Here is a 21,134-nt window from a genome sequence, read left to right as displayed (position 1 = left end):
TAAAACAACATTTTTATTTATTTAACATTGTTTCTAATATTACTTTATCTGTTTCTTTTAACCCAATAGTCGCTAAATCACCGATTCCATGTAATGTTTTATCTATATCTTCACACACTAATCCATTTGATGCTGGAATTGTAACTCCATTTAAAGCCAGATTTACCGCACGCGTCATCGCTGAAACTGAAGTTGCAACTTTCATTGCACAAGAACAACCTGCTCCATCACAAACCATTCCAACTGCATCACCACACATGTTTTTTATAGCATTACACGCTTGCTGATAACTGCCAGTTTTCAAATAAATTGATCCAGCAGCCGCCCCCATTGCAGCTGAAGCCGTTGCACAAAATGCTGATAATACCGGTAAAAATGAATGTATGTATAAAGCAGTTAAATGTGATAATGTCAAAGCTCTAGTTAATTTTTCAGAGCTAACAGCCATGTTTTCAGCCAACACACATACAGGAACAGTTGCGGTAATTCCCTGATTTCCTGATCCAGAATTTGACATTGCTGGCAATTGCGCTCCACCCATTCGTGCATCTGAAGCGGCAGCTGCATATGCTATTATCTTGTTACTTAAATCATTCTTAGCAGCTTCTTTTAAACTATCACCTAGAGAAATACCGTAGTCTTTCTCTAAACCTTCTCTAGCAAGTGCCATGTTTAAGTCCCCCGCCTTTTGCATAAAAGTGATTTCAGCACAATCTACTTCAACTGCAAAATTCCAGATATCCTTAAAATGACATTGCCTCAAAAAAGTACTGTTTTTAGAAACTTGATGTGCCGCAGGTCGTTTCTCTTTTACTATGTATTGCTCATTTTTTCTAACTAGATAAATATTTGTATGTCCACCTGCGATTGCAACAACAACAGTATTTTTCGCAACTGTCTTAATTGTTACTTGTACAAATAAATCATCCGGAACTAACGCTACTTTAGCTCTAACTTTACCTGAATGCGCCAACTGCTTAATTTCATCAACTTTATTTGCCGGTACATCAGCTATAACACTTAGACCAGCTGTGGCATCTCCTGCAATAGCTCCAGCAGCTGCTGCAATTAAAAGGCCTGGTTCTCCAGTTCCTGGAACCATGACAGCCAGTGCATTTTTCATCACATTGGGCGAAACTTCAACCAATATTTCTGCAATTTTTTCATCAACATATTCCATTGCCTTTGCAGCCGCTAGTGCTATAGCTACTGGTTCCGTACACCCGGTAGCAGGTACTACACCTGCTCTTAAAGCCTGCACAAATTGTTCTTTCATATTTCCCATAATTGATCACCGTCTTTTTAAAATAACGTAAATTTTTTTCTTCAAAATAAAAATGATAATAAAAAAGCTATAATGCATAACTATATAATAGCTGACATCATAGCTTAATTAAACATATTTCTTAAATTAAATAAAAAATTAGTGTTTTTATTTCCGCTAAAAACCACCATTTATCTTAGCATCTAATATTGTAACTGCTATATTTGTAATTACAAATATAGTTAGCGCGGCAATATGAAAAACTTTATGATTCATCAAGATTGCAATGTATTCTCTGATAAATGCATTTGGAATAAAAAACTTACTCGTTTTTGCACCGATTCCATCAATATTTAGACCAACATACCTTGCATATCCAGCTGCTCTAAAAGTATGATAGTCACTTGTTGCAAAGATACCCTTTTGAAGATCAAGACCACGCTTTTCCACAATCTTTTTAGAAAATAGCATGTTTTGATAGGTGTTTTTTGATTCGGTTTCTGCAACTAAATCATAGTCTGCCATTCCGTTAGCCATTGCATACTCTTTCATTGCTTGTCCTTCAGACATTGTTTCATTTGCACCTTGACCACCGGAAAATATAATTACTGGCTTTAGATTAGTTCGCTTAACTTGCTGCTCATAAAATTCTTTTGCTCTTAATATACGCGAAGCTAGTAAAGGAGATACTTTATTTCCATTTATCAGACCTGATCCTAACACAATGATATACTGTTTATCCCACTTAGGTCGTGATAATCTTGTAATCAAGAATGACGTAATGAAATTTAATAACCAAAAGGCCGCATATGCTGCAAAAAATACAATCGTGTTTATTATAGCCTGTGCAATTGGTCCAGGTAAAACCATCTTCAAAAAGTCAAAAAACAATGGACTAATCACAAGTAAAATACCCAAAATCAACGTTAACATGTTCCCTAGCGAATGACTTTCTCGGCGCCAAACAATTACGGCATTCCATAATAATAAAATACCTAATGAAAAATACAATAATATAATTGGAATAATAACGATTGCTGCAACAACCAACATCAAATCTTCTAGCCAAATAATTTGACTATGCAAAATTGAAAAAGATCCTGCTGCAATTAATAAAAGTAGTGCTGTATTCCCTAATATTCCATTCAATAAACGAAATTTATTTCGCTTTAAGCTTAAAAATAATAGTGCAACAACGATTAAAAACGCTATCCACGTTCCACAAACTATAATTATGCCTATATTAATATGCATAACCTAACCCTCCTATAAAATATATCTCTATCATAACAAAGCTAACTATCCCTATACAAGTAAACTTAACTGTTATTCGGATGACATCTAATAAGTACCTTAATATGCAGTTGCAATAGTTCCAAGTTATTTTCCAATTTTTCTATACTATGCACAGCATAGTTAGGTGATAGCAATAGTTTTTTTTGCAAAACAGCTGTCATTATTTCTTGTAGCATAAAGTGCCACGCTTGATTGGATAACTTTGCATTCCAATGACGTAAATAAAATAACTCAATTTTAGGCTTATTCGCTTGTGAAAAAACTTTAGAATCTATTTGTTCACCTGAAAGTAAGCCTACACTTAAAAAAGTACCTTCTTTTCTAGTTGCATTAAAGGCAGCTTGTCCTGTTTTTCCTCCAACAGAATCAATAACATAATCATATGTTTTATCAGACCTATTTGCTTTAAATTCGTTTAGTGAAAAAACATTTTGACAGCCATAAGTTTGTAAGTTAACTTTTGATTCAATAGAACGAGCTATTGCATCTACTTGACACCCTATTTTTGTCAACATTTGTAAAAATAGAAAGTTTAAATTAGAGAAACCGCCATCTAATAAAATCTTTGTCCCGCTTTTAATTCTTAAAACTCTATTCACAATTAATGTAGCTGTTAAAGGATTTATATATAATCTTGCAGCATCAACATCGCTAATTTTTGTGGGAACTTCAACAATATATTCCAATTTTGTTTTGACAAGGGTTTGCCACGTCCCCTCTCCTCTTAATGGTAAAACCCGCTTTCCAAGATATTTTTGCGGTACCTTAGCACCTACAGCAGTAACGATACCTACCCCTTCATATCCTATGAATTTAGGTAATTTTATTCTAGCTGCATAAGCCCCTGTTATAGGTACTAAATCTGATGGATTAACTGGAAACATTCGCATCTCTACTAAAACTTCATCTTCATCTAACGCTTCAACCACAAATAAAGCATGCTTTATCTTTTTCTTAGGTTCACCAAATGAATCGAAATAAAATGATTTTTTCAAAGAAACCTCCATACACTATATTTATATTTTACTATCTGAAATTAATAACTCATGCTTCCGTATTAACTCTACTCGCTGATCATCATCTGCAATTAAAAGTAAAAAAAGTGCTTCAACTGCTGTCATTGCAGCCACACGCGAAAAATAATATTCTGATTGTAATACTCGTTGCCTTACAGCTGTTTGAATATGAAAATCAGCCTTAAGCGCAATTGGAGAATCACTTCTATTGGTAATTGCTATAATTTTCATATTATTTTTTTGGGCAATTGAGATTTGCTTTAATAACGTTTTTGACTCCCCTGAATTAGATATTATCAATAATACATCTTTTTTACCTAAATTTAGTGTTTGCCCAATTGCTGTTTGCCACGATTCAGCACCTATAGCCAATCGGCCGATTTGGTTAAATCGGTATATTGCATCAGCAGCAACTGGATACGTATTTCCTTCAGCTGCTACCTGTAAAATACGACAATTATTAAGTAATTTTAAAATTAGCTTTATTTCTCGTGTTTCTATACTGCTTAATGTTCTTGTTACTTCTGCTTTTTTATTATCTGCAATATTACTTAAAGCTTTTTGAATACTATCAATCGCAAAGTTTTTATAGTAACTAGCTTTATTTTCAGAAACTCTTGCAATTTCAATTTTTAACTGATGAAAACCAGCTAATTGTAAGTTTTTACAAAAACGGGATACAGATGCTGCACTAACCTCTGCTTTATCCGCAAGTTCTGAAATTGTATAATCTACTATCGTTTTAGGATTATCTAAAATTAATTGGGCAATTTTTTCATCAGTCTGAGTCATACCGCTCAAATGACTATAAATAACATCAATGATACTATCACTTTTTTTCAACATTGCCCCTCCTTATGTACTATTTATTATATGATACTCCAACTCAAAAAAATAGGTTTAGCCTACAACTTTATCTTTGATAAAATACTAATCAAATCAATTGACAAAAATTAATTTTCACAATATTATTATATATGAAAATTATTTTCTAAACAATAACTTTTTATAAGGGGGAATTAACATCAAACCTGTAATTGAAACAGCTTTAAATTTAATTAAGCCAAATATGACAATTAGTCTTGGGGGTGGTAGTAATGTTGCACAATTAGCTAAGAGCTTATCTGATAGAAAAAAGCTCAATCTAACCTTCTGTACGCCTTCTCAAGAAACCAAGAAATTGTGTGAACATTTGGGATTAACAATAACACCTATCTCAAACATTTCAAAAATAGACCTAGCCTTTGATGGTTGTGATGCTATTGACTATCGGCTAAACGCACTTAAAAGTAACGGTGGTATTCATCTCTTCGAAAAACTATATGCATATCAGGCAGCTGAATATATTATTCTAACCCCTATAAATCGATTTACCCCTACTCTAAATACGAAAATACCACTGACAGTTGAAGTTGTTTTTGCCGCTGCTGACTATACTCTAAACTATCTCGAAAAATTAGGTTATCACTGTTCTTTACGTTATGATAAAGAACATAATGACTTTTTTAAAACACCACTCAATAATCTTTTAATCGACTGTTATGCTAAAGACTGGTCAGATATCCAGCACATCGCTACTGAAATAGAAGAAATTGCTGGTGTTGTTGCAACATCTTATTTCAACAATCTAGTTACCATGGCTTTAACATTCTCACCAGATGGTAAGGTTAAACCGCTTAGAAAGGATGATATTTATGACAAATTATAATTGGGGAATTATAGGTACAGGCTGGATAGCACATGAAATGGCAGATGCACTTAATGCTGTTAATGGTTCCATTTATGGAGTAACTGCTTTAAATATGGAAAAACTAACACAATTTGCTACTGAAAAAAAAATAACCAAAGTCTTTTCAAATGCCAAAGAAATGTTCAATGACAAAAATATTGATATTATCTATATCGCTACACCACATACTTTTCATTATGAATATATCAAAGAAGCCTTGTTAGCAGGTAAACATGTTTTTTGCGAAAAAGCAATAACTGTCAACGCTCGTCAATTTGATGAAGTACAAGAAATTGCGCATGAAAAAGGATTGATTTTAACAGAAGGTTTTACACTCTTTCATATGCCTCTTTTTAAACAAATTAACCAACTTATTAACACCGGAAAACTTGGAGAAATCAAATTAGTTCAAGTCAACTTTGGCAGTCTCAAGGATTACGACCCTAAAAATCGCTTTTTCAACAAAGATCTAGCAGGTGGAGCGTTACTCGATATAGGTGGTTATGCAACAGCCTTTGCTCGTATGTTTTTATCCAGTCAGCCTAACACTACTTTAACAACAGTTAAATTCTTTGAAACCGGCGTTGACGAACAATCCGGTATTATCCTTAAAAATAACGAAGAACAATTAGCTGTAATTACCTTGTCAATACGGGCAAAACAACCCAAACGTGGTGTTATTTCTGGTACTAAAGGTTATATTGAAATTGAAAATTACCCTAGAGCTACAAATGCGAAAATAACTTACACCCAAGACGCTCATCAGCAAACTACCGAAACAATAAGTGCAGGTGATACTAATAAAGCCTTACAATATGAAGTTTTAGATATGCAGCAATATATTACAACTGGGCAAGACGATGGTCGTTTAGCTCTTTCTCACGATGTTGCACATATCTTAGATAGTGTTCGCAACGCTTGGGGAATGAAATATCCTTTTGACTAGTTAACAAAACTATTAAAAACAGCAAAAGGCATAGTTCCTGTATTAACGCAAAAGTAGTATTCTTCTAACAAAAATACAATCAAGTCCACAAGTTTTCAAATTTCTATGAAAACTTGTGGACTTTTAAATATTTGAACATAATTCAGATGTTTTTTCTCGTGATTGTAGAAAATTAAGTTAGCTCACTATATCTAATTAACTTAATTTTTTGTTTTTGACAAGCTTCCTTAGTTTCTGCAGCACATAGCATCTCAACTTCTTTAACACGAGGAATTTTTAAACTAGAATGTTCCAAAATGTATTCATCTAAATAACCTGGATGACAAATCATCATTGGAATATTTTCACTTGACTCAGAACTAAGTGACACTGCTTTAAAAAAAGTCGCTTGAGGCTGATAATTTTCTTCCATACTTTCCATTACCGGCATCAAAGTGGTATTTTTAAAAGTCACTTTGGTGCCAAATGCAAATGGTAAATACGGTGCTTTGTGCTTTTTAGCAATCATTTTCATTCCCTTTACAAAGTTCTGGCTTGCAACTGCATGTCCTTCAAAATAATCTGGTTTGCGTCCGATTAACTGAATAAATCTTTGGTATTGCGCTTCAATTTCAATCATTACTTCATCTAAATTAACAAAATCCTTATTAGCACTTCGATAAGTACTAGAATTTTTAAAAAAGCCTCTTTCGTCAACAATACTAGAAATATCTTTTGGATTTGTTAATGGTCGTCCTGCACAAATAACTGTGTGCAGTCCTAAATCTACATTTTCTTTTTTTATAAGATTTAATCCATGTGATGTAGCTTCCATATTTACCATTACTCCAACATTGTTGATTATACCTGAATGAATACTTTCAAAAATGCCATAATTAACAGCTTTTGAATATCCTAAATCATCTGCTCTAATTAACATTTTTTTCATACATTAACACTTCTTTCACTTAGAGAAATATCTTCATCTGTTTTAACTCCTATTACATAAGTTGCAATAGCTGCAACTATAAACGCTATTACACCACTAATCACTCCATTTAATATATTAGCAGTTGATCCACCAACATAAGCAGTCAATGATAGGAAATTAGCTACGGGAACTAGTACATATGCAGTACTGTGTGTTATTGATGCATAAAGTCCTCCGCAAAAGCCACCAATCATCATCCCAATAAAAGGTTTTTTATATCGAATAGCTACTCCGTATAAAGCTGGTTCTGTAACTCCACCAATCAGACCTGCTACTAAATAACCTAAAGCCAATGACTTTTGTTCTTTATCCTTAATACGTAATGCAGCACCTAAACTCATTCCAGATACAGCCATACTTGCAGCAACTGCTCCTAAAGTAACAAAATTATCATGGCCACCTTGTGAGAATAGCAACATCATTGCACTTAACATTACCAAATGCATTCCTGTAATAACCAACAATTCCCATAAAGCACCAATTAATGCTACACCAAGTACTGTCGCTATTCCACCCATTTTACCAAATGCTAAAATACCATTACAGATATAATCTCCTATATATCCGCCCAAAGGACCTAAAACACAAAGAACAACCGGTAACATCACTGCAACAGTTAATGTAGGTGCAAAAATTGTTCTAATCGAAGCTGGAATTTTTCTTTCAAAAAAACGTTCTACATAAGACATAACCCAGACTGACAATAGAATTGGAACTATTGTACTTGAATAATCAGTTAAATGCATTGGTATTCCGTATATTGAAAAACTTTTGCCAGCATCTACTATTTTAACCAAATTTGGATCCAACATAATTGCTCCTAAAAACATACCTAAAATTGGTGATGTTTTAAACTGTTTGGCTGATGTATATCCAATTACAATTGGGAAGAAGTAAAAACCAGCATCCCCCACAAAAACAAATGTCTTATATAAATCACTACTTGCGGCAATAACATTTAGCATATTAGGGCCTAAAACAGCTGCTAACATTTTGAAGATTGAAGCTGCCATTAACATAGGAATCAATGGCGTTAAACTTCCTGCAACTTTATTTAAAATAGTTGATCCTAAATTTTTCCATGAAAATTTTTCCTTCGGTGCATCTAAATTTTCATCCACAGGTTCACTTTGGGTTAAATTACCAGCTTCAACAATCTCTGAGTATACTTCATTAACAGTTTGCCCAATAACAACTTGATATTGACCACCCGCACGCATAGTTCCCAAAACACCATTAACTTTTTTTACCGTGCCATCATCTGGAACACTCATATCTTTCAAGTTAAATCGTAACCTTGTCATACAATGCGTTACACTAGCAACATTCTCGGAACCACCAACATTTTTTAAAATTGCCTCTGCAGTTTCTCTATATTTTTTATTTTTATTATTCATTTTGTTCACTCCTTTATTCTGTTTTTGAAATCATTCGTTTAACATATATCATCAAATAGAACATCTCATCGTTTGAACTAATACTATTTAATTTTTCATCAATCATTGTAACTATATCCATAGTACATTTATATATTGAAAAATCGTTCTTGCGAAATGTATTCAACAAGTCTTCACTAGCTCCATCTTCAATTTGTTTATTTTCTTGAATTCTTTTAATGTAATATCTTAGATGGATACTAAATCGATTATAGGAAAAACCTTGCTCATTAATTTTTATCTTAAAATGTTCTTCAATAATTATCGTAGTCTCCTTTATAATGCTAGACACAACTCTATTTAAATCCGAAGGTTCACCATTTTCTTGTGAATTAATAAAATGTGTAGCAATTGCAATAGCTTCATCACTAGAAAAATTTGGATTTATTTTATTTCTAATTAATTTTACTGCTTGAATACCAAGCTCATATTCAGTTGGATATAGTTCTTTAATGTCGTATGCAAAGGGAAGTTTTATATCTTTATATTTTTGTTGTCGAATGAGTGCAAAGTTTATATGATCCGCTAATCCAAAGATAATATTTGGATTTAAGCGTTTGGTTATTCTTCTTTGTGCTAGTTTTACAATTTCTGTGCTTATTTCAACTACATCTTCTGGAATTTCCTTTAGTAGCAATAGCTTCTGCGAATTTAAACGATAGAACGTTATCTCAATTTTGGACATGTCATTCAAGACATATGGTATTTTAGGAAAACCAATTCCTTTACCAAAAGCTACCAATTCTTCTTCATTATTATCCAAACAAACGGCTACATTATTATTGATCTTTTTTATAACCTTCAAAACTATAACCATCCTTTCACAAAAAAAGAATTATAGAATTAAGACTTCATTTGAGGCCACCTCTTGACCATATTGCTTATCTAAAATAACTTTTTTATCGTATCCTTTAACAAATATCGTTAATATTGCCATATCCAATTTTTCTTCTGACATTATTTTTTCATCAAATTCTATAAGCTTATCACCTCTTTTGACTTTTTGACCGTCCGCTACGTATAGCTTAAATCCTTTCCCTTGCAATCTTACAGTATCAATACCAACATGCACTAAAACTTCAATTCCATCAGTTGTTTCAATTCCAACTGCATGACGCGTCGTAGACACCGAGACTATTTTTCCTTCAACCGGGGCTATAACAAGATTATTTCCATTTATTGGTCTAACAGCAAAACCGTCTCCCATCATTTTAGATGCAAATACTTCATCTTCTATCTCTGTTAAATCTATTAGTCTGCCAGAAATTGGAGCCGATACGATGAAATTTTTTTTAGTAAATATCTTAAACATTTTTCTCTTCCTTTCTTACAAATAAAAAGAAAGCATCACAGCAACTTAAAATGTACTATACTTAATACATTTTTTAGTTGCGGTGATGCCTCCAAGAGTTACAATCCGCTATATAAATTATCATTACAACATAATTGTAAGCGGATTACATTTAAAAAGCAAGCGTTTTTTTAAGCATTTCCAAAAATAGTTCTATTAGACAACAAAAAAGATAGATAATTAAAATCAATCTATCTTCTCCATACATTATTCGGTTAAACCGTCTTTCCCTTTAAAAATAACGTTTAATAAAACTGAGGTTATACTTGCAATTACAATTCCATTACCTAAAAATAACTGTGCTGATTTTGGCATGAATTGGAAAATACTTGGATAAACCGAGACGCCTAATCCCATTCCAACAGCAACTGCGACAATCAAAATATTCCTTTGATCTGAAAAATCAACATCTAATAAAATACGAATTCCTTGCACACTAATCATTGCAAACATAACTAGCATTGCTCCTCCAAGTACAGGTGTTGGAATAATTGTGGCAACTGCACCTATTTTAGGCAAAAGACCCATTACCATCAATAAAACAGCTGACCAATAAATTGGACGTTTCGTCTTAATTCCAGATAATTGTAGTAACCCAACATTTTGTGAAAAAGTTGTATACGGAAAGGTATTGAAGATACCACCTAAAATAACTGCTATTCCTTCTGCACGATATCCCTTTTTTAAATCATCAGCAGAAATTTTTCTATTTAAAACATTACCTAAAGCAAAAAATACGCCTGTAGATTCAACCATTGACACCAGTGCAATGATAATCATTGTTAGTGAGGATGACCATTCAAATTGAGGAGCACCAAAATAAAAAGGCTGTGGAATATGAAACCATGCTGCTTCAGTAATAGGTGAAAGTGATACTTGACCTAATAATGCTGCAACTAGCGTGCCTGTAACTAATCCAATTAAAACAGCGATTGTTCCAATAAAGCCTCGTCCCCAAACTTGAATTGCTAAAATAATAACAATTGTGACAAAGCCCAAAAAGAGATTTTGTAAACTGCCAAATGATTTTGCAGTTGAGTCACCACCACCAATGTTTTGAATTGCAATAGGAATTAAGGTTAGACCTATAACCGTAATTAGTGATCCTGTAACTACTGGTGGAAATAATTTTTTGATTTTTGCAAATTGACCTGCTACTAGAAAAACAAAAATACCTGCTACAATAATTGCTCCGTACATTGTTCCAATCGAAAATTCCTTACCAATCATCTTCAATGGTTCCACTGCTTGAATTGCACAACCTAAAATTACAGGTAATCCTATTCCAAAATAACGATTCCGTAATAATTGTAAGAATGTTGCTAGCCCGCACATAAAAATATCAATTGAAACTAGGTAGGTCATTTGTGTACTATTAAAGTTCAGAGCAGCTCCAATCAATAACGGTACAGCAACCGCACCAGAATACATTGCTAATAAGTGCTGTAAACCTAAAACAGCTGCTTTGCTATGACTAACTTCTTTAAAAGAATTGTTACTCATTATCCGCATCCTCCACAAAATGAACTTTATTATCTGCAAATGATGAAATTCTAGCTAAAGATTCAAGACGAACCCCTTGATTTCTAATTAACTCTGCCCCTTCTTGAAATGACTTTTCAATCGCAATTCCAACACCAACAATATCAGCGTGAGCTTCATGACAAATTTCAATCAATCCTTGCACCGCTTGTCCATTAGCCAAAAAATCATCAATAATTAAAACTCGGTCTTCTTTTTTCAAAAATTTCTCATCAACAGAAACCGTATTTTTTACTTTTTTAGTATATGAGTATACTTCTGCTGTATACAAACCCTCATTCATTGTTGAACTTTTTTGCTTACGTGCAAACAAAACCGGCACACGCAATAATAATCCCGTCATAATTGCAGGTGCGATTCCCGATGCCTCAATTGTCAAAATTTTCGTTATTTTTTCATCTTTATATAATTTAACAAATTCTTCTGCCAATGCATACATCAACTCTGGATCAATCTGATGATTCAAAAATTGATTTACTTTTAAAACATTTCCTGGAAGAACTAGCCCATCTTCACGAATTCGATCCTCTAATAACTTCAATTTATAACTCTCCTTTAATAAAAATAGCTTCTTTTACAGTTATCGACAGTAAAAGAAGCCATGTATATAAACAGCTTTTTTACTTATAGTCTAAAATTTACGGTTTTAGGTAGAAACTCGTCATCCATATTATGACATTATATAAGTAGAACACTTTAAAAGATTACCATACATTAATCTTTTTTTCAACGCTGTTCATTCGTGTTTTGGGTATTTAGATTATTCTGTATCAATAAATTTAGTTGTCGTTCCCCGATGGAATGTTATCGGAAAAATATATTGTCGTTCTTGTAGTACATCAGGTTGGTCTATTTTGTTTAGTAATAAATTAACCATTGTTTTTGCTAAATCATCTAATGGTTGAACAATTGTTGACAATTCAGGAAATGTTTGTAAAATAAAATCACTTCCATCATAACCTACGACTTGAACATCACTTGGAATTCTCAAGTTCAACTGTTTTAACTCCCTCATCACCAACAAAGCAGTTGCATCATCAGTACACATAATTCCATCTGGATGATGCTGTGTTATCGCTTGGTGAATTAGCATTTTCCTAAAATTTGATGTTGCATCACTAGGAACACCTTGAATTTCAGGTACTATTTTCCTTTTCAGACATATATCCATAAAACCATTCATTCGATCAGAGGTAGGATTAGTATCACTAATCTCTCCAGAAAATAGTAATAATCTGCGCGCTCCACCTTCGAGTAAAACCTTTGCTGCTGTTTGACCACCTAAAAAATTATCTGAACTAACTGTTGGAATATGCGAACCAAAATACCTATCAAAAGAAACAACTGGTAAAGTTAATTGGTGATAATCATTAATGATTGTATTATGTGATGCCGTTATCAAACCATCGACTTGATTTGATTGCAACAAACTAATATATGATCGTTCTTTTTGTGGATTATCTAAACTATTAGCAATAATTGTTTTATATTCTCGATTAAACAGTTCCGTTTCAATCTTCTCTAGTAATTCTGCATTAAACGGATTGTGTGTATTTGTTAAAATCACTCCGATTAACTTTGTTTTCTTACCTGATAATGACCGCGCAACTGAATTAGGATAATAATTCAATTCTTTCATAGCTGCAAAGATACGTGCTTCTGTTGCTTTAGAAAAATAACCACGTTTATTAATCACACGTGAAACAGTTGTTAATGATACACCTGCTTTTTCAGCTACATCTTTTAATGTGTGTTTCACCTCGTTCATCCCCAATTAAAGAATTCATTGCTCTATCTATATAGTTTATCAAAAAAAGTAAGCGTTGTGTTAAATAATTGCTCTCTTGTCACAACATCACCCCAACTATGATCAGCACCATCAATGACGGTTAAATCAACCTCTTGTTGATATGTCGCTACATACTTCTGTGCATATTCCACAGGTGCTATCCAATCATCTTTTCCATGAATAATTTTAACTACTCCCTGATATTTCTGTGCAGTTGGGTATATTTCTACTTTCTTTAAATCTTCAAAAAAGTTTTTCCCTAACTTAAGCGAATTAAAATCGAAATAACCTTTTTCAGCCACTTCAGCAATTGATTTTCCTTGTAACGTTTTGTTTTTTAAAATCTCATCTTGAAAAACTGCTGCTGGTGACCACATACATAGCCCCGCAATTTTATCGTTCATCAATCCTGCAACCATACTTGCTGCAACACTACCTAAACTCATTCCTAATAATGATACCTTGTCGGAATCCACATACTCTAATGTTTTTACAAATTCGACTAGTTTAGTTCCTTCAAAAACTTCATTGCTAAAGGTATAGTCAAGAAAGTTTCCATCACTTTCTCCATGGCCTGAAAAATCAAAGCGAATTGCTACAATACCTTTTTTGGCTAACAATCGACTTATCTGTACAAATGAGCAAAAATACTCATCTCTTACAGCTCCAAAGCCGTGAAACATTAATACTGTTGGCATTGGCTTAGTTGCATCATCCGGAATATGAACAGTTCCTCTCAATGTCAATCCATTAACCTCAGTGCTTAAATAACTAATCATTTTTCCCATTCCCTTCAAAAACTTGTTTCATTTCTAATTGACGCTTTTGATTTAAATCTGCATGCATTTTTTGGCTCACTTTATCTAAAGTATAGAATAAAATAGTTGCTGCACATATTGCATCTATTAATGCTGGTCCATAGATAAAGCAAATATTAATACCCATAATACCAGATGCTGATTGTTGAACATTTGGTACAAATTTAAATGCAGCTAAAATTTCACTATTAATAACCCCAGCTAATCCAGCACCTATACTTGCACCAATTGCTGAAACAGATGTTAACAAGCCTTGTGCACGTACACCAAACTTCCATTCACCATAATCTACTGTTTCAGCGGTCATAACAAACATCAAGCTTTGTGCTGCACCTAAACCAAATGCTGAAACGGCAACTCCTAACATTGCAATCCCCATTGACAGATTACTTGCTGCTACCCATAGTACACCCTGTCCCAAAACTGCAATTCCTAAATTGGCTACAACAACTGAACGCATTGGATATTTCTTAATCAAAACCGGAATCGTAATTGCGCCAACAATCATAGCTAAAGCACTAATAGAATTAGCAATTGATGACATTTGCTCATTGTTCAAAACATATTTGAAGAAGTAAACCATCGAAGAGTTTTTTACAACAACACCTATAAAGATAATAATATTTGTAATAATGATTACCCACCAAGGAGTATTAGGAACAAGTGCTTTAATACTTTGATGTAAAGGTACAGGTTTTTCTTGTTCGGGAGTAACATTTTCACGTACCTTAGCAAAAGTAAACATTTCAGAAAGTACCAAAATAATAGCAAAAATTCCCATTCCAATTGCAAAACCTTTTGAATTGTTAGTTCCACCAAATAGTGAAACTAACGGTAAAATAGCTAAACCAGAAATCAAGCCACCTGTTTGTCCTAAGATATTTCTAAACATATTTGCAGATGCACGTTCATTTGAATCTGCTGACAAACTTGGCAAAATAGCATTAATTGCTGTGCCTAATCCTGCATAACAAATTGTAAAAACAGCATATGTTATATAAGCCAATAATAATCTTGAACTAGCTGGAAAGAAACCAATTGAAAATAAGAGCACCGCAGAAATTGCATATGGTATTGACATCCATAAAAACCAAGGACGAACTTTACCAAATCTAGTTTGGGTTCTATCGACTAAAATACCAAAGATTGGGCCTGCGAAAGCGTCGAAAATACGAATAATTAAAAATAAAATACCTGTAGCGGCTAAACTGAGACCCGCAACATCTGTATAATAGAACATCAAGTAATTCGTTGCAGCAACGAAAACTAAATTATTGCCAAAATCACTAAAACCATATGCCACTTTGTTGGAAAGTTTTAATTTGTTTTCCATTGTAATTCCTCCTAAATATAATGAAAGTGTTTTCAGATAGAAGTATATCTTGTTATCTTTTTTATGTCAAGCGTACGTCACAAAAAAATATTATTATTTTTCATGTCCAAAAGAAACGCATATATATTTGAGAATAATTAAATGTCATGCGCTTGACATTGTTTTAAAACGTTATTATTATATATAATGTATTATCAAGGAGGTGGCACTTTGACAGCCAACAGTAAATATTTAGATCCATTTTCTATCAACGATTTCCCAGAAGATAAAACAATTGTACCCAATTCATTAAAACTTAAGGGAGATGACGAACCAAAGTTTCCTATGTGCTTTACAGATATTGCATATAATTCTAGTAATCCTAATTTAAAGTTAGATATACTTATGCCGCCTGTTTACGTTCCTGAAACGGGCATTAATGATCAACGTAAGTTTCCATTATTACTTTGGATTCAAGGATCTGCATTCGCCAAACAAGAAATTGGGCTTCACATCCCCCACTTAGTTGAATTTGCACGTAAAGGATACGTAATTGCTGCAATTGGATATCAAGGGACTGAAGCCGGCGGAGTTTTTCCGTCAACTATTCGTGATACAAACTGTGCTATTGATTTTCTCTTAGAACATGCAGAACAGTACCACATTAACGTAAAACAACTATTCTTATGGGGTGAATCTTCAGGCGCTTATACAGCAATAATGACAGCGATTACTCAAAATGATTCATTTTTCTTTACTGGAAAAGCGAAGCAACGTCACTTCAACGGTGTTATTGATTTTTATGGTCCAACTGCCATGCAAGAACTAGATTTAGCCCCTTCCATTCAAGAACACCGTTCTAGAAACAGTTGGGTAGGCGCTTACTTTAATCATCAACAAATTAATCAAAATTCTAGTTTAATTAAGCTGGCTGATCCTCGGAATCACTTAAAAAAGAAACTTGCTCCGTTTTTAATTTTCCATGGGACAATGGACATGATTGTTCCTTTCCAGCAAAGCATTCTACTGAAAGAAAAACTAGATGAATTTGGAATTAAAAATCAATTTGTAACAGTTGAAGGCAGTAATCACGGAACAGATGCTTTTTGGTCACCTAAAGCGCAAGAAATTGTTCTTAACTTTTTAAAAGATAATATTGTAAAGGAAGATAAATTATGAAAATTAAAAATAAAGCCATCTTAATTGCCTATCCTAATCGACTAGGTTCTAATCTAGCTGACTTAGAAAATATCTTAAATGGCCCCTTAAAAAATGCATTTGGCGGTGTTCATATTCTGCCATTTTATCATTCTAGTGGTGATGCCGGCTTCGCACCTATTGATTATGAAGTTGACGAAGCATTTGGAAGTTGGAATGACATTGAAAAGATTGCTGCTCAAAAAGATGTGATGGTTGATTTTATGGTCAATCACCTTTCACCTGACTCAAGTGAATTTCAAGACTATGTAAAATATCATCAAGACTCTAAATTTAAAGATATGTTTTTGAATTGGTCAAAGTTTTGGCCTAAAAATCGTCCGACTCAAGCTGATATTGATTTGATTTATAAGCGAAAAGACCGTGCCCCCTATCAAGAAATTATGTTTGCAGATGGTAAGACCGAAAAAATATGGAATACTTTTGGCGAAAAGCAACTTGATTTAGATGTAACACAAAAAACAGCCCAAGATTTTATCCATCATCAAGTTTCTAATTTAATTCAGCATGGTGCTAAAATTGTTCGCCTAGATGCTTTTGCATATGCAATTAAAAAACTAGATACTAGTGACTTTTTTGTTGAACCTGAAGTTTGGCAATTACTTGAAGATATAGCAAATACCGCCAATAAAGCAGATGCACTCGTGTTGCCAGAAATTCATGAACACTATAGTTATAATAAAAAGATTGTTGAAAAAGGTTACTTTAGTTACGACTTTGTCTTGCCAATTGTTGTTTTGCACGCTCTTTACTCACACCAAGGGGATGCTTTAGTCTCATGGCTCAATCAAGCTAGTATGCATCAATTCACTACGTTAGATACCCATGATGGAATCGGCGTGGTCGATGGTAAGGGGATTTTGAGCGATGAACAACTTGACTATACGGTTAATCGTCTTTATGAAGTAGGCGCAAATGTTAAACGTGCTTACTCAAGTTCTGCCTACCACAATCTGGATATCTATCAGTTAAATACAACATTTTATTCGGCAGTTGGTAATTCTGACGCAGCCTACTTATTAGCTCGAGCTATTCAGATTTTTGCCCCCGGTATTCCTCAAATATATTATGTTGGTTTATTAGCTGGTAAAAACGACATTGATTTAGTTGAAGAAACTAAAGAAGGTCGTGATATAAATCGACATTTTTATGACCAAGCTGAAATAAATTCAGCTTTACAAAAACCTGTCGTTGCACAATTACTAAAATTATTAGAATATAGAAATACTTCAGCCGCTTTTGAATTAACGGGCAAAGTAACTGCAAAATTATTAGATGATGGCATATTAGAAATAGTACGTTCAAATGAAGCTGGTTGTGTCAAAGCTATTTTGCATGCTAGTCTTAATAATTATCATTTTTCAATTAACGAAATCACAAATGAAACATCACAAAATATTTTAGTAGTGGGTGAGAATTAATATGGCTTTTATAAATTTACATTACTTTTCTAATACTTTAAACAAAATGACTGAAGTAAATGTTATTGTACCTGAAAAAAGAGAAAGCGATGGCAGCGTTGATTATGCAGCACTCCATAAGACACCTTTAAAAACAGTTTGGCTTTTGCATGGACTTTCTGGCGATGCTACTGATTGGTATCGAATGACTGGTTTAGAACGCTATGCCACTGAGTACGGTTATGCAATTGTCATGCCTGATGTTAATCGCAGTTTTTATAATAATATGACTTTTGGCCCTAACTATTGGGACTTTATTACCGATGAACTTGTTAAACGCATGCGCTTATTATTTCCGTTGAGTGAAAATAGAAATGATAATGTTGTCATTGGTAATTCTATGGGCGGATATGGCGCTTTAAAATGGGGATTAAACCAACCTGAGAAGTTTAGTCATATTATCTCTTTATCTGGTGTAGTTGATCTTGCAGATTTTTATCAAAAACGAGATATTTTTGCCATGCCCGATTTTGATTTGGTCTTTCATGATCAAGACTTAACAGCTCCACCTTTGTCGTTAGTCGCTAGTTTAGCTAACTATGATGCTAAAAAATGGCCTTTAAAGATCTATACTACTTGTGGTAAACAAGATCCCTTGTATAAACAAAATGTCGATTTTAGTAATCTACTTACAAAAAAAATTACAACTAATCACACTTGGATTGCAGAAGATGGTATTCATGATTGGGATTTTTGGGATAAACAATTGGAAGCAGCCTTTATCTGGCTAGAACATTCAAAAAAGAGGTAACCTATTATGAGTAAAGAAGAATTACTAGCACAAGCTAAAAAACTTCGTGAACGTAATGATTCACAAGTATTTCCACTACCAGAACAACAGCAAACAAATTTAACTCAAACTAAGGTAATTGTTAATGTTTCAAATCAAGATCCTGTCGCTCTTTTGGTTTATAAGCCCGCCTATCTGCCAAGCCAAGGTGTCATTTTGAACTTTCGCGGCTCCGGCTTTATGCATCATTGGACTAGACATGATCATGCTTTTGTAAAATCACTCGTTTTTGCTACTAATTACACAGTAATTGATGTTGACTATCCTTTAGCTCCTGAACATCCATTTCCTTCTGCCGTCAATGCTTCATTTGCAGCTTTTAGCTATGTTCAAGAACACTATAAAGACTTTAGTTCTATAGGACAAAAGCTAGTTGTTATGGGACATAGCTCTGGTGGCAATCTGGCCGTTACAACGCAGTTGCTTGCTAAAAGAAAGCAACTTAAACTAGCTGATAAACTTTTACTGGATTTCCCAGTACTTGATTTGGATACTGATGCTGCTAAAAAAAATTACCCTAACGGTCAAGGAATACCAGTTGAAGAATCACGTTTAATGAATTCATTTTATTTAAGTGATTCCACCCAAAAATTAACAGGTAATTGTTTAATTTCTCCAATCTTAGCTACACAAGATGAATTACGCAATTTCCCTGAAACAGAAATTCATACAGCCGAATTTGATAGCTTACGTGATGAAGCCGAAAATTTTGCACAACATCTAACTGAAGCCTTTGTTCGAGTTACTGTATGCCGCTATCCTGACTCATATCATGGTTTTACCGTAGTGAAAATGGGTACGGGTGAAAAGTCTTTTGCTGATTTTGTAAAATCTATTTTAAATTAACTATTTTTACTAATATTATATAAAAACTTCTTTCAAGTTAACACTAACTATTGAAAGAGGTTTTTTGTTGTATTTACAAAATCCCAAACTTCTTTATCTATCTATTTTAATTTTGGTATAATAGAAGTAATGCTTTACTATGGAGGGGAAGAATGAAAAATAAAGATTTTCAATTGAATATTCCTGCTGATATTTCTAATAAGCTTCAACTAGAAAATAAAAAAACAGCAGTTCTCAGTATTCGGAGGGGTGAATTATTAGTTCAATTTAAAGATTCAAATTCAGATTTTCTACAAAAAAAATTTCGACTTTGGATACTATTAATTACTTTTTTAACAAGTTTAGGTTACTATATTTATTGCAACTGGGAAAAGATGTATTCAGTCAAACTAACTGGCAATTATTCCTTAGCAACCAGCATTATCATCATCGGCGGCCTTTTAGGAACACTTTTTTTCATGTTTTTTTTCATCTTAGATAGAAACAATCCACATAACACTTTTGCTAAAAACATTTATTGGCGTAATTTTCCAGTAATTGTTGCATCTTTTGCACTAATTTTAATTTTACTGTTGAGTGGTTGCATGTGGTTGCTAGGTATTTTATTCAAAGGTGCTACATTTGATTGTTTTACCGCTAGTGTTATTTTATTTATTTTCTGTATGTTTGTAAATCTATCAATGATTTATTTTGCGTTAATCATTGATGTGAGCATTCTATCAACGGTCTTTACCTTAGTTATCATTAGCGGAGTTGTTATTTCAATGGCAGTTAATACAAATCGCTATTGGTGGCAGCATAACCTCAGTTTTCTAGGGACTAACAAAGCTTCTGGTGGTTGGCAGTTTAATGCTACATTAATTTTGTCTGCCCTCCTAATGCTTGCTTTAATTGATTATCTATTTGTTGTTTTGCATACCGTTTTCCATCACACATGGAGAACTTTTATTCTACGTATTTTGCTAACACTAGTAGCAATTAATTTGGCTTTAGTCGGGGTTTTCCCAAACAATGCTTCATCTCATATGCTACATGATAGAGTCGCATTCTTTTTAATTTATTTTATTCTTATGTTAATTCTAGGTATTCGTTGGTTGTTACCCAATATTACACGTGAGTTTTTATATCTTTCATACGGTGTAGGGCTATCATTAGTAGTTGCTGAAATTTTATTCCGCTTTATCGGTTATTTTTCGCTTACTGCTTTTGAAATAATTGCTTTTCTTCTTGCATTTGGTTGGTTATTAGCTTTATTTAACCAAATTGAATCTTTGGTTGATACTCGTAATGAAACTGTAGTATCTATCAATATACGCAATTAAAGATTTTATTATAAAAGCTCTTGACTAAT

General features: G+C 33.4%; 20 protein-coding genes and 1 riboswitch. Of the genes, 7 read left to right on the top strand and 13 right to left on the bottom strand.

Features of this window, described 5'->3' with window-relative positions; all coding sequences use genetic code 11:
* Positions 1 to 13 precede the first annotated feature (13 nt).
* The 4 genes from LB941_RS04920 to LB941_RS04905 form a co-directional block, all read right to left on the bottom strand.
* Positions 14 to 1,285 (bottom strand): L-cysteine desulfidase family protein, encoded by a 1,272-nt coding sequence (locus LB941_RS04920; RefSeq protein WP_253359984.1) that lies wholly within the window; start codon positions 1,283 to 1,285, stop codon positions 14 to 16.
* A 156-nt stretch (positions 1,286 to 1,441) separates the two neighbouring features.
* Positions 1,442 to 2,518, bottom strand: a complete 1,077-nt coding sequence (locus tag LB941_RS04915; protein ID WP_253359983.1) for a YdcF family protein — start codon at positions 2,516 to 2,518, stop codon at positions 1,442 to 1,444.
* Positions 2,519 to 2,583: 65 nt separating this feature from the next.
* The gene (locus tag LB941_RS04910) at positions 2,584 to 3,555 is read right to left on the bottom strand and encodes an alcohol dehydrogenase catalytic domain-containing protein (RefSeq protein WP_253359982.1); all 972 of its coding nucleotides are present in this window, start codon (positions 3,553 to 3,555) and stop codon (positions 2,584 to 2,586) included.
* Positions 3,556 to 3,576: 21 nt separating this feature from the next.
* A complete protein-coding gene (locus LB941_RS04905) occupies positions 3,577 to 4,422 on the bottom strand; it encodes a MurR/RpiR family transcriptional regulator (protein WP_253359981.1) in 846 nt (281 codons plus the stop codon).
* Between the two features lie 172 nt (positions 4,423 to 4,594).
* Between LB941_RS04905 and rpiA the strand changes: the two genes are divergently transcribed.
* On the top strand, positions 4,595 to 5,284 hold the full coding sequence (gene rpiA / locus LB941_RS04900) for a ribose 5-phosphate isomerase A (RefSeq protein WP_341869223.1): 690 nt from the start codon (positions 4,595 to 4,597) through the stop codon (positions 5,282 to 5,284).
* Positions 5,271 to 6,251, top strand: coding sequence for a Gfo/Idh/MocA family protein (locus LB941_RS04895; RefSeq protein ID WP_253359977.1), 981 nt, complete (start codon positions 5,271 to 5,273; stop codon positions 6,249 to 6,251). The genes rpiA and LB941_RS04895 overlap by 14 nt, the downstream gene beginning before the upstream one ends.
* A gap of 172 nt (positions 6,252 to 6,423) precedes the next feature.
* Here the strand turns inward: LB941_RS04895 and LB941_RS04890 are convergent, their stop codons facing one another.
* The 9 genes from LB941_RS04890 to LB941_RS04850 all read right to left on the bottom strand — a co-directional run bounded on the left by LB941_RS04890 (position 6,424) and on the right by LB941_RS04850 (position 15,490).
* Entirely contained in the window at positions 6,424 to 7,179 is a 756-nt protein-coding gene (locus LB941_RS04890) for a ChbG/HpnK family deacetylase (RefSeq protein WP_253359976.1), read from the bottom strand.
* Positions 7,176 to 8,618 (bottom strand): PTS transporter subunit EIIC, encoded by a 1,443-nt coding sequence (locus LB941_RS04885; protein ID WP_253359975.1) that lies wholly within the window; start codon positions 8,616 to 8,618, stop codon positions 7,176 to 7,178. Before LB941_RS04885 ends, LB941_RS04890 begins: the two co-directional genes overlap by 4 nt.
* Positions 8,619 to 8,631: 13 nt before the next feature.
* Complete coding sequence (locus tag LB941_RS04880; RefSeq protein WP_253359974.1) at positions 8,632 to 9,462, bottom strand: PRD domain-containing protein; 831 nt, start codon at positions 9,460 to 9,462, stop codon at positions 8,632 to 8,634.
* Between the two features lie 30 nt (positions 9,463 to 9,492).
* Positions 9,493 to 9,969, bottom strand: a complete 477-nt coding sequence (locus LB941_RS04875; RefSeq protein ID WP_253359973.1) for a PTS sugar transporter subunit IIA — start codon at positions 9,967 to 9,969, stop codon at positions 9,493 to 9,495.
* Positions 9,970 to 10,215: 246 nt separating this feature from the next.
* Complete coding sequence (locus LB941_RS04870; RefSeq protein ID WP_253359972.1) at positions 10,216 to 11,511, bottom strand: nucleobase:cation symporter-2 family protein; 1,296 nt, start codon at positions 11,509 to 11,511, stop codon at positions 10,216 to 10,218.
* A complete protein-coding gene (locus LB941_RS04865; protein WP_253359970.1) occupies positions 11,504 to 12,091 on the bottom strand; it encodes a xanthine phosphoribosyltransferase in 588 nt (195 codons plus the stop codon). The genes LB941_RS04870 and LB941_RS04865 overlap by 8 nt, the downstream gene beginning before the upstream one ends.
* Before the next feature lie 66 nt (positions 12,092 to 12,157).
* A riboswitch (purine riboswitch) is annotated at positions 12,158 to 12,256 on the bottom strand.
* 54 nt (positions 12,257 to 12,310) lie between these two features.
* Positions 12,311 to 13,309 carry a LacI family DNA-binding transcriptional regulator gene (locus LB941_RS04860; RefSeq protein WP_425270491.1) on the bottom strand — a complete coding sequence of 333 codons (999 nt, stop codon included), beginning with the start codon at positions 13,307 to 13,309 and terminating at the stop codon, positions 12,311 to 12,313.
* Between the two features lie 32 nt (positions 13,310 to 13,341).
* Positions 13,342 to 14,118 (bottom strand): alpha/beta hydrolase family protein, encoded by a 777-nt coding sequence (locus LB941_RS04855; protein ID WP_253359966.1) that lies wholly within the window; start codon positions 14,116 to 14,118, stop codon positions 13,342 to 13,344.
* Positions 14,111 to 15,490: a glycoside-pentoside-hexuronide (GPH):cation symporter gene (locus LB941_RS04850; protein WP_253359964.1), complete on the bottom strand. Its 1,380-nt coding sequence runs from the start codon at positions 15,488 to 15,490 to the stop codon at positions 14,111 to 14,113. Before LB941_RS04850 ends, LB941_RS04855 begins: the two co-directional genes overlap by 8 nt.
* A gap of 210 nt (positions 15,491 to 15,700) precedes the next feature.
* Between LB941_RS04850 and LB941_RS04845 the strand changes: the two genes are divergently transcribed.
* The 5 genes from LB941_RS04845 to LB941_RS04825 all read left to right on the top strand — a co-directional run bounded on the left by LB941_RS04845 (position 15,701) and on the right by LB941_RS04825 (position 21,105).
* On the top strand, positions 15,701 to 16,648 hold the full coding sequence (locus tag LB941_RS04845) for an alpha/beta hydrolase (protein ID WP_253359963.1): 948 nt from the start codon (positions 15,701 to 15,703) through the stop codon (positions 16,646 to 16,648).
* Positions 16,645 to 18,108 (top strand): sucrose phosphorylase, encoded by a 1,464-nt coding sequence (gene gtfA, locus LB941_RS04840; protein WP_253359962.1) that lies wholly within the window; start codon positions 16,645 to 16,647, stop codon positions 18,106 to 18,108. The genes LB941_RS04845 and gtfA overlap by 4 nt, the downstream gene beginning before the upstream one ends.
* Before the next feature lies 1 nt (position 18,109).
* Entirely contained in the window at positions 18,110 to 18,898 is a 789-nt protein-coding gene (locus tag LB941_RS04835; RefSeq protein ID WP_253359961.1) for an alpha/beta hydrolase, read from the top strand.
* 6 nt (positions 18,899 to 18,904) lie between these two features.
* Positions 18,905 to 19,783: an alpha/beta hydrolase gene (locus LB941_RS04830; RefSeq protein ID WP_253359960.1), complete on the top strand. Its 879-nt coding sequence runs from the start codon at positions 18,905 to 18,907 to the stop codon at positions 19,781 to 19,783.
* Positions 19,784 to 19,935: 152 nt separating this feature from the next.
* Positions 19,936 to 21,105 carry a DUF998 domain-containing protein gene (locus tag LB941_RS04825; protein ID WP_253359959.1) on the top strand — a complete coding sequence of 390 codons (1,170 nt, stop codon included), beginning with the start codon at positions 19,936 to 19,938 and terminating at the stop codon, positions 21,103 to 21,105.
* Positions 21,106 to 21,134: the final 29 nt, after the last annotated feature.

The sequence above is a fragment of the Ligilactobacillus ubinensis genome, assembly GCF_024160875.1.
Taxonomy (GTDB): Bacteria; Bacillota; Bacilli; order Lactobacillales; family Lactobacillaceae; genus Ligilactobacillus; species Ligilactobacillus ubinensis.
Note: the sequence above shows the minus strand (reverse complement) of the source record. Positions and strands in the feature narration are given on the sequence as shown.

Bases quoted from the DNA above. Each gene is read 5' to 3' on its own strand.
- LB941_RS04920 (WP_253359984.1), bottom strand. From the start codon at position 1,285: ATGGGAAATATGAAAGAACAATTTGTGCAGGCTTTAAGAGCAGGTGTA.
- LB941_RS04915 (WP_253359983.1), bottom strand. From the start codon at position 2,518: ATGCATATTAATATAGGCATAATTATAGTTTGTGGAACGTGGATAGCG.
- LB941_RS04905 (WP_253359981.1), bottom strand. From the start codon at position 4,422: ATGTTGAAAAAAAGTGATAGTATCATTGATGTTATTTATAGTCATTTG.
- LB941_RS04895 (WP_253359977.1), top strand. From the start codon at position 5,271: ATGACAAATTATAATTGGGGAATTATAGGTACAGGCTGGATAGCACAT.
- LB941_RS04890 (WP_253359976.1), bottom strand. From the start codon at position 7,179: ATGAAAAAAATGTTAATTAGAGCAGATGATTTAGGATATTCAAAAGCT.
- LB941_RS04885 (WP_253359975.1), bottom strand. From the start codon at position 8,618: ATGAATAATAAAAATAAAAAATATAGAGAAACTGCAGAGGCAATTTTA.
- LB941_RS04875 (WP_253359973.1), bottom strand. From the start codon at position 9,969: ATGTTTAAGATATTTACTAAAAAAAATTTCATCGTATCGGCTCCAATT.
- LB941_RS04870 (WP_253359972.1), bottom strand. From the start codon at position 11,511: ATGAGTAACAATTCTTTTAAAGAAGTTAGTCATAGCAAAGCAGCTGTT.
- LB941_RS04855 (WP_253359966.1), bottom strand. From the start codon at position 14,118: ATGATTAGTTATTTAAGCACTGAGGTTAATGGATTGACATTGAGAGGA.
- LB941_RS04850 (WP_253359964.1), bottom strand. From the start codon at position 15,490: ATGGAAAACAAATTAAAACTTTCCAACAAAGTGGCATATGGTTTTAGT.
- gtfA (WP_253359962.1), top strand. From the start codon at position 16,645: ATGAAAATTAAAAATAAAGCCATCTTAATTGCCTATCCTAATCGACTA.
- LB941_RS04835 (WP_253359961.1), top strand. From the start codon at position 18,110: ATGGCTTTTATAAATTTACATTACTTTTCTAATACTTTAAACAAAATG.
- LB941_RS04830 (WP_253359960.1), top strand. From the start codon at position 18,905: ATGAGTAAAGAAGAATTACTAGCACAAGCTAAAAAACTTCGTGAACGT.
- LB941_RS04825 (WP_253359959.1), top strand. From the start codon at position 19,936: ATGAAAAATAAAGATTTTCAATTGAATATTCCTGCTGATATTTCTAAT.